This is a genomic window from Butyrivibrio sp. INlla14 (assembly GCF_900102515.1).
GTDB lineage: Bacteria > Bacillota > Clostridia > Lachnospirales > Lachnospiraceae > Butyrivibrio.
In genome coordinates this window covers 221947-229870 of the sequence record NZ_FMVS01000005.1, presented here as the reverse complement: position 1 = coordinate 229870, position 7924 = coordinate 221947, and the positions used below count along the sequence as shown (strand labels likewise).

The window sequence follows — 7924 nt, the reverse complement described above, 5'->3', positions numbered from 1 at the left end:
GCCAAGGTTATCGAGAACTCACAGCGTGATATCAACATCGCATTCATGAACGAACTTTCAATGATCTTCAACAAGATGGGAATCGATACAAAGAGCGTCCTTGAGGCAGCAGGTACAAAGTGGAACTTCCTTAACTTCCGTCCAGGTCTTGTTGGTGGACACTGTATTGGTGTTGACCCATATTACCTCACATACAAGGCTGAGGAACTTGGTTATCACTCACAGATCATTCTCTCAGGCCGTCGTATCAACGATGACATGGGTAAATATATAGCAGAGTCAGCAGTTAAGCGCCTTATTGCCAATGACATTCCTGTCAAGAATGCCAAGGTTGCAATCCTTGGATTTACCTTCAAGGAGAACTGCCCAGATACACGTAACACTAAGATTATTGATATCTACAATGAACTTGGTGAGTATGGCATCACACCTATAGTTGTAGACCCACAGGCTGATGCAGACGAAGCAAAGAGACTTTATGGCATAGAGTTTGACTCTATGGATGCTGTCAAGGATATGGATGCAGTTATCATGGCTGTAGCTCACGATGATTTCAAGGCTTACAAGCCAGCTGATATTGCTAAGTTCTTCAATGCCAACCATAGCACTAAGGTGTTTATGGACCTTAAGGGTATTTATAACCTTGAAGACTACAAAGCTCCAGAGTTTGATTACTGGCGCCTATAAGGAGATATAAAATGGGATTTAGAGATTTAAAATTCCCTGCAGATTCAGTTTTTCTTGTAACTGGTGGCGCAGGATTTATCGGTTCAAATATTTGTGAGGCACTTCTTGATATGGGCTATACAGTAAGATGTATGGATAACCTTTCTACTGGCCATATCGAGAATATACAGCCATTTATGAGTAATCCTAAGTTTACTTTCCTTGAGAAGGACATCAGAGACCTTGATGCCTGCATGGAAGGAGCTAAGGGTGTAGATTATGTTCTTAATGAAGCAGCCTGGGGAAGCGTACCTAGGAGTATTGAGATGCCTCTTTTATATGAGGAGATCAATATCAGAGGAACCCTTAATATGATGGAAGCATCCAGACAGAATGGTGTCAAGAAGTTCGTTTATGCTTCAAGCTCATCTGTTTATGGTGATTCAACAACTCTTCCTAAAAAGGAAGGACAGGAGGGAAATGTACTTTCTCCTTATGCACTTACCAAGAAGACAGATGAAGAGTATGGTAAGCTTTACAAAAAGCTCTATGGACTTGATACCTATGGACTTAGATACTTCAACGTATTTGGAAGAAGACAGGATCCAAATGGCGCATATGCAGCTGTTATTCCTAAGTTCCTACGCCAGCTTATGAATGGTGAGACACCAACTATCAATGGCGATGGTAAGCAGTCAAGAGACTTTACTTATGTTGACAACGTAATTGAGGGTAACCTTCGCGCGTGCCTTGCTTCTTCTGAGGCAGCAGGCGAAGCCTATAACATTGGAGCAGGCGGAAGAGAATTCCTTATTGATGTTTATCATCACTTAACAGATGCTCTTGGAATGGATGTTGAGCCTATTTTTGGACCACCACGTGCTGGTGATATCAGAGATTCAAATGCTGATATATCTAAGGCAAGACAGAATCTTGGCTATGATCCTTCCTATGATTTCAAGGCTGGTATCGAGCTTGCTATAGAGTGGTATAAAGAGAACCTATGAAAATCGCAATCAGAATTGACGGCATCACCCCAGAAATGGATTTTGAAAAGTTCGAAAGATTTAAAGCGATTCTGGACAAATACGACATTAAGCCGCTAATAGGTGTGGTGCCTGATAATAAAGATAAAAAGCTAAGGAAATGCGAGCCTAGAGCTGATTTCTGGGGATACATAAAAAATCTCCAGGATCAGGGGTGGATAGTGGCTATGCATGGTTATAACCATGTATATAACACTAGAAAGTCAGGCATGTTTCCGATAAGTGATAAATCCGAATTTGCCGGCCTTTCTTATCAGAGGCAGGATGAAATGATAAGAGAGGGAAAGAGGATTTTCAGGAAGAACGGAATAAATACTGACTTTTTTATGGCTCCATTTCATTCCTACGATAAATATACTTTAAAGGCCCTCAGGACCAATGGCTTTCACAGAATTTCAGATGGTTTTGGCGATGGACCTTATGAATTAGACGGTATGACATTTTTTCCTGTTGCCATCAGTAAGAGCAGAACTCTTGCCAGCAAGGAAGATGGAATAGTCACCTTTGTTTATCATATCGGGGCTATGACAAACAGGGATTTTGATGTTTTTGAGAAACTTTTTGAAAAGGGAGACATAGTTTCTTTTGACGAGTTCGATAAGTATGAGATAAGGCTTAGAACTCTAAGGGAGGAAACTTGGGAATATATGACAGCCAGAGCCAAGTATTATGCGGTATACTTAAGAAGGAATCTGGCAAAAAAGTAAAGCACATATAGGGTGAACTTGTATGGAATACGGGTATGGACAAATACGAATACTCCACGTATTAGGGGGACTTGGTGTTGGTGGAGCAGAATGTCGTATCATTGATCTTTATCGCAACATGGATAGGGACAAGATACAGTTTGATTTCCTAGTACATTATTCTCCAGAAAAAACAGGTAAAAAGAGTCCGACTTCTGATGAACTGATGGCAGTGAGGGAGCCGGACTATTTTGATAATAGCGTAAAAAAGCTTGGAGGCAGGATTTTTTGCGTCCCTAAATTCGTGGGAACGAATATGGCCGAATATAAGGCTGCTCTTAAGCGGTTATTCAAGGAACACCAGGGCGAATGGAAGTTTGTGCAGGGGCATTTGACAAGCACAGCTGCTATTTATCTTCCCATAGCTAAGAGAAGCGGAGTACCTGTCTGCATAGCTCATGCCAGAGTTGCAGGTGGTGATGAGGGAGTTAAAGGCCTTGCAAAAAGACTTTTCAGAGCCCCTCTTCATAGAGAAGGTGTAGCAGATTATAATTTTGCCTGCTCCAGAGAGGCTGGTATAGCAGTTTTTGGCAAGGAAATGGTAGATGCAGGTAATGTAAGGATAATTCCGAACGCCATAGACCTAAAGAGATTTGCCTATAACGAAGAGACCAGAAACAAGATAAGGAAAGAACTAGGAGTTAGTAGCGCCATTGTTATAGGCCATGTTGGAAGCTTTAGGTATGCCAAGAACCATGAGTTTTTACTAAATGTCTTTACTCAGGTCTGCAGGCTTCTTGACAATGATGACCTTAATCAGTACAGCATGCTTCATGGGATGAGGATAAGGCTTCTCATGCTGGGCAAGGGTCCACTTATGGACGATATGAAGAAACTTGCTGATAGGCTCCACATCTATGACAGATGTATATTTGCGGGCAACAAGAGTAATGCCAGCGAATACTATCAGGCGATGGATTATTTTTGCTTCCCGTCAAGGTACGAGGGACTTCCCGGAAGTGTAGTGGAGGCTCAGGCAGCAGGGCTACAGTGCCTGGTTTCTGATACGATAACGCCTGAAGTTAATGTGACAGAACTGGTTTCTATGCGCAGTATAAATTCAGAACCAAGAGATTGGGCCAGAAAGATCCTTGATGATCTTATGCTGCATGAGGACTATCATAGCGATGTCCTTCAGGAAGAAATCAAGCTTAACAGGACACTTACTGCAATTGCGGGCGAGAGGGCTGAGAGCATTTTTGAGCCAGAAGATATGCCCGATCTGGAACTTCTTGATAAAGATACCGGATTCGATGAAGGTATTGCTCTTAAGAAATCAAGAGGAGATATGCACAGGGCAATAGAGTATTCAATTGGTGACAGGTCACAGTCATCAGTCTATATACTGAGTAAACTACGAGCTGCCGGCTTTGATGTTAAGGCTCAGGCCAGACTATTGGGCTTCTTTTATGAAAGTGGTCACTTTTGAGTATAAACAATATTTTTACAGAGGTTTGAATAATGCATTATAAGGTTGTTGTATTTGGAGTTAAGGATACTTCAGAGAATATCATAGAGTTTATAAGACAGGAGTTATGCCCGGTAGATCTTATAATCACAATTGCTCCCAAGGTACTTGAGCACAATCAGGTATCAGGCTTTAAGGGACTAAGGCATTTTACTGATGATTATGGAATCCCGGTTTTTGAGGCGGACAGCTATTTTCTAAATGACGACAGAACTAAAAAGTTCATTTCCGAAAATACCTTTGATCTTGGAATAGTAATGGGATGGCAGAGGCTTGTTCCCAAGGAAGTACTTGATGCCTTTAAGGCTGGTGTTTATGGATTTCATGGAAATTGTGGATATCTTCCCTTTGGAAGAGGAAGATCACCCCTTAACTGGTCTATCATTTTGGGAGATAGCAGATTTAATCTAAATCTTTTCAGATATGATGAGCATGCAGACAGTCCAAATGTGTTTGCGACAGAAATGTTTCAGATAAACGAACATGATGATATCAGATCAGCTCAGTACAAGAATATGATATGTTCCAAGAATCTTATCAGAAAACTTGTGACAACATACATGGAAAAGGGCGAGATACCTATTCGTACTGATTCCAAGGATTACGATTCATGGTACAATAAACGTACAGCGGCAGACGGAAAAATAGATTTTAAAGACAGAACCAGAAACATTTACAATCTGATCCGCGGTGTTGCAGCGCCTTTTCCAGGAGCATTTTGCTATGCAGATAAAGAGGACGATGAGCACAAGGTTATAATTTGGGAGGCACATCCTTTTGACGAAATGATGGATTTTTCAGGCTATGCGCCTGGAGAGATCATTGATGTTTTTGACAATAAACCAATTGTCAGAACGGTTGATGGTTCTATCAGAATAGACAGATACGAAAGTGAAGTAACATTGACTTCAAAGATGCTGCTTATATAAACAGAGTTCAAAAAACAAAAAGTAGGAGATATCAATGTTTTCATATAACGATTATAGAGAAATAATAAAAGCAATCAAGGACACGGGCCTTAATGCTACTTATGAGGAAGCACTTGAAAGAGATTCTTTCATTATAATGCGCCATGATGTGGAATATTCAGTAGAAAGAGCATACGCCCTTTCCAAGGTTGAAGAGAGTATGGATTTCAGGTCTACATTCTTTTTCCAGTGGACCAATAATTCTTATAATATTCTCTCCAGAAAAAATAGAGACATCCTCACAGACATGCATGAGAGAGGACAGAATATTGGTCTTCACTTCGCCCTAAATGGCATGACAGATATGCAGCTTGTAAGAGAGAGAATCAAGCAGGAAATTGATATGCTCAGCAATATGCTGGGATTTAAGATAAATTCTTTTTCAATTCACAGGCCATCACCAGATGTTCTTGCGGAGAATATCAAGATTCCAGGAATTGTAAATGCTTATCAGGACGAGTTCTTCTCTTTTGATCCAAAGGCTACTCCTGAATCCAAGCTTGAAGTTAAGTATATGTCAGATGCTAACCACATTTGGAGATATGGATATCCTGATGCAGAGTCTATGGCAGGACACAAGAAGATTCAGATCCTGACACATCCTTTTGCCTGGACCAAGGCAGGATATGACAATCTTGAAAATTACAAGACTCTTGTAAATGAGAAATATGTAGAACTTATTGATTCCATTGACAATGAGTGTAAAGATTTTGGGCCACTTCGCGACAATTTTGACAAGATTCCTTTTGATGAGTATGGTCTGTAAGAGACTTTGGAGCTAAATGCCTGATGTGCGGAATATGCGGCTATATATCTAAAAAAAGAATAACAGAAGAAGAACTCAGGATCATGAATGATACTATGTATCATCGCGGTCCTAATGATAGTGGGATTGCTATCTATGAAGGAACAGATGGTTATAGTATAGGCTTTGCCCACAGAAGGCTTTCGATTCTTGATCTGTCACCGCTAGGACATCAGCCGATGCATTCGGCAAATGGCAGGGTCTCAATTGTATTTAATGGCGAAATATATAATTTCATTGAACTCAAGGAAGAACTAAAAGAATATCCCTATAAATCTACCTGTGATACAGAGGTCATCCTGGCTGCCTACATGAAATGGGGCATTGGAATGGTTGATCACATTCATGGCATGTTTGCCATTGCCCTCTATGACAGGGAAACTCAGGATGTTTTCCTTATAAGAGACAGGATAGGCAAAAAACCTTTATTTTACTGGATAGATGATGGTAATATCGTTTTTGGCTCCGAGCTTAAGCCTATTATGAAGTGCCCTGGCTTTAAGAGTGAGATCAGAACGCAACTGCTTCCAAGATATCTTTATAATCAGTACATTGCTGCTCCGGATACCATTTTTAAGGATGTATACAAACTTGAACCTGGCAGCATCCTGAGATTTAGGAACGGAAATATCAGTAAATGGAAATACTGGGATATCAAGGAAGTCTACAAGAAAGAGAGTCAGAATCAGATCACTAGCTATGAGGAGGCCAAGGAAGGCCTAAAACAGCGCCTTAGAAACTCTGTGGCTGGTAGAATGATAGCTGATGTCCCAATTGGAACTTTCCTTTCTGGTGGATATGACTCATCTTTAGTCACAGCTATTGCTCAGGAGATGTCTGATAAGCCTGTTAAAACCTTCTGTATTGGTTTTGATGTGCCCAAGTACAATGAAGCTGAGTATGCCAAGGAGGTTGCAAATTACCTTGGATGTGAGCATACAGAGCTTTACTGCACGGAAAAAGAGATGTTTGATCTGGTGAAGAGTATTCCTCAGTATTATGATGAACCTTTTGCAGATAAATCTCAGATTCCGTCAATGCTGGTCAGTAAGCTTGCCAAAAAGGATGTTACGGTTGCTCTGTCAGGAGATGGAGGAGACGAGTTCTTTTGCGGATATAATGTATATGATTATGTTAGAAAGGCTCAGCTCTTAGATATTCCAGGTGCTATGGTAAGTACCTTGGGAAAGATTCCGATTCCAGGAGGAAGACTCATTGACAGAATGCCTTTTGGAGTAAGAGTTGTTGCTGGAAACAGAAATCCTGAGACCAAGACACAGCTTATATCTGAGGCATATGTCAAGGCTTCACATGCGTTTGTTACAGGGCTAGAGAGCCTGGACAGGCCAATGACAGCAGAGCAGTATCTTTCGACTGACTATAATATGAAGGACAATATGGCACCTGTCCTTTATCCAATGGAGTCTTTGTATCAGGTGGATAATTACCAGACAAGGCGAATGCTTCTTGATATGGAAACCTATCTGCCAGAGGACATTTTAGTTAAGATGGACAGAGCATCCATGAAGTATTCCTTAGAAAACAGGTGCCCAATCATGGATACAGCTGTGATGGAGTATTCCTTCAGAATTCCTCACAGATTTAAGTATTATAAAGGTGATAAAAAGCATATCCTGAAAGATATTGCTTATGACTATATACCAAAAGAGCTGCTTGAAAGGCCAAAGACCGGATTTGGAGTCCCCATGGACCAATGGCTCAGAGGCCCCTTAAAGGAACAGCTTCTTGACTATAGCAGCACTTCATTTTTAAAGAAGCAGGGGATATTTGATCCGGAATATGTATCAAGATTTATCAACAACTATGTTGTTACAGGAGATGCAGGTGACACAACCGGTGCTAATTTCAGCAAGATTGCCTGGCCTTTCTATATATTCCAGCAATGGTACAATTATTACATTGGTTAAAACCGTGTTGTGTAATGATATTAGATAATTATATTTAAGGAGATTTTTAAAATGACAAGAGAAGAAGTTTTTGAGAGATTAAATGAGATTTTCAGAGATGTTTTTGATGATGAGAGCATCACTGTAGAAGAAGAGACAACAGCTGATGATATTGATGATTGGGATTCACTTGAGCATATCAATCTTGTGAATGCCATTGAGGATGAGTTTGATATGAAGTTTGATATGGGACAGATTGTAACCATGAAAAACGTAGGTGAGATGGTTGATATCATTCTTGAAAAGCTTGATTGAGGT

General features: G+C 40.5%; 8 protein-coding genes. All 8 read left to right on the top strand.

Annotated features, from left to right (window positions below; translation table 11 throughout):
• Window positions 1–687 (top strand): nucleotide sugar dehydrogenase (locus BLO53_RS04605; protein WP_304528430.1); only part of this gene is annotated, 687 nt, incomplete at its 5' end.
• An 11-nt stretch (window positions 688–698) separates the two neighbouring features.
• Window positions 699–1673 carry an SDR family oxidoreductase gene (locus BLO53_RS04600; protein WP_092059321.1) on the top strand — a complete coding sequence of 325 codons (975 nt, stop codon included), beginning with the start codon at window positions 699–701 and terminating at the stop codon, window positions 1671–1673.
• Window positions 1670–2419, top strand: a complete 750-nt coding sequence (locus BLO53_RS04595; protein ID WP_092059320.1) for a DUF2334 domain-containing protein — start codon at window positions 1670–1672, stop codon at window positions 2417–2419. Before BLO53_RS04600 ends, BLO53_RS04595 begins: the two co-directional genes overlap by 4 nt.
• 22 nt (window positions 2420–2441) lie before the next feature.
• Window positions 2442–3887, top strand: a complete 1446-nt coding sequence (locus BLO53_RS04590; protein WP_092059319.1) for a glycosyltransferase — start codon at window positions 2442–2444, stop codon at window positions 3885–3887.
• Between the two features lie 32 nt (window positions 3888–3919).
• Entirely contained in the window at window positions 3920–4855 is a 936-nt protein-coding gene (locus BLO53_RS04585; protein ID WP_092059318.1) for a methionyl-tRNA formyltransferase, read from the top strand.
• 34 nt (window positions 4856–4889) lie between these two features.
• On the top strand, window positions 4890–5660 hold the full coding sequence (locus BLO53_RS04580; protein WP_092059317.1) for a hypothetical protein: 771 nt from the start codon (window positions 4890–4892) through the stop codon (window positions 5658–5660).
• A 23-nt stretch (window positions 5661–5683) separates the two neighbouring features.
• On the top strand, window positions 5684–7627 hold the full coding sequence (asnB, locus tag BLO53_RS04575) for an asparagine synthase (glutamine-hydrolyzing) (RefSeq protein ID WP_092059316.1): 1944 nt from the start codon (window positions 5684–5686) through the stop codon (window positions 7625–7627).
• Between the two features lie 51 nt (window positions 7628–7678).
• Complete coding sequence (locus BLO53_RS04570; RefSeq protein WP_092059315.1) at window positions 7679–7921, top strand: acyl carrier protein; 243 nt, start codon at window positions 7679–7681, stop codon at window positions 7919–7921.
• Window positions 7922–7924: the final 3 nt, after the last annotated feature.

Coding starts and splice junctions, on each gene's coding strand:
- BLO53_RS04600 (WP_092059321.1), top strand. CDS start 699: ATGGGATTTAGAGATTTAAAATTCCCTGCAGATTCAGTTTTTCTTGTA.
- BLO53_RS04595 (WP_092059320.1), top strand. CDS start 1,670: ATGAAAATCGCAATCAGAATTGACGGCATCACCCCAGAAATGGATTTT.
- BLO53_RS04590 (WP_092059319.1), top strand. CDS start 2,442: ATGGAATACGGGTATGGACAAATACGAATACTCCACGTATTAGGGGGA.
- BLO53_RS04585 (WP_092059318.1), top strand. CDS start 3,920: ATGCATTATAAGGTTGTTGTATTTGGAGTTAAGGATACTTCAGAGAAT.
- BLO53_RS04580 (WP_092059317.1), top strand. CDS start 4,890: ATGTTTTCATATAACGATTATAGAGAAATAATAAAAGCAATCAAGGAC.
- asnB (WP_092059316.1), top strand. CDS start 5,684: ATGTGCGGAATATGCGGCTATATATCTAAAAAAAGAATAACAGAAGAA.
- BLO53_RS04570 (WP_092059315.1), top strand. CDS start 7,679: ATGACAAGAGAAGAAGTTTTTGAGAGATTAAATGAGATTTTCAGAGAT.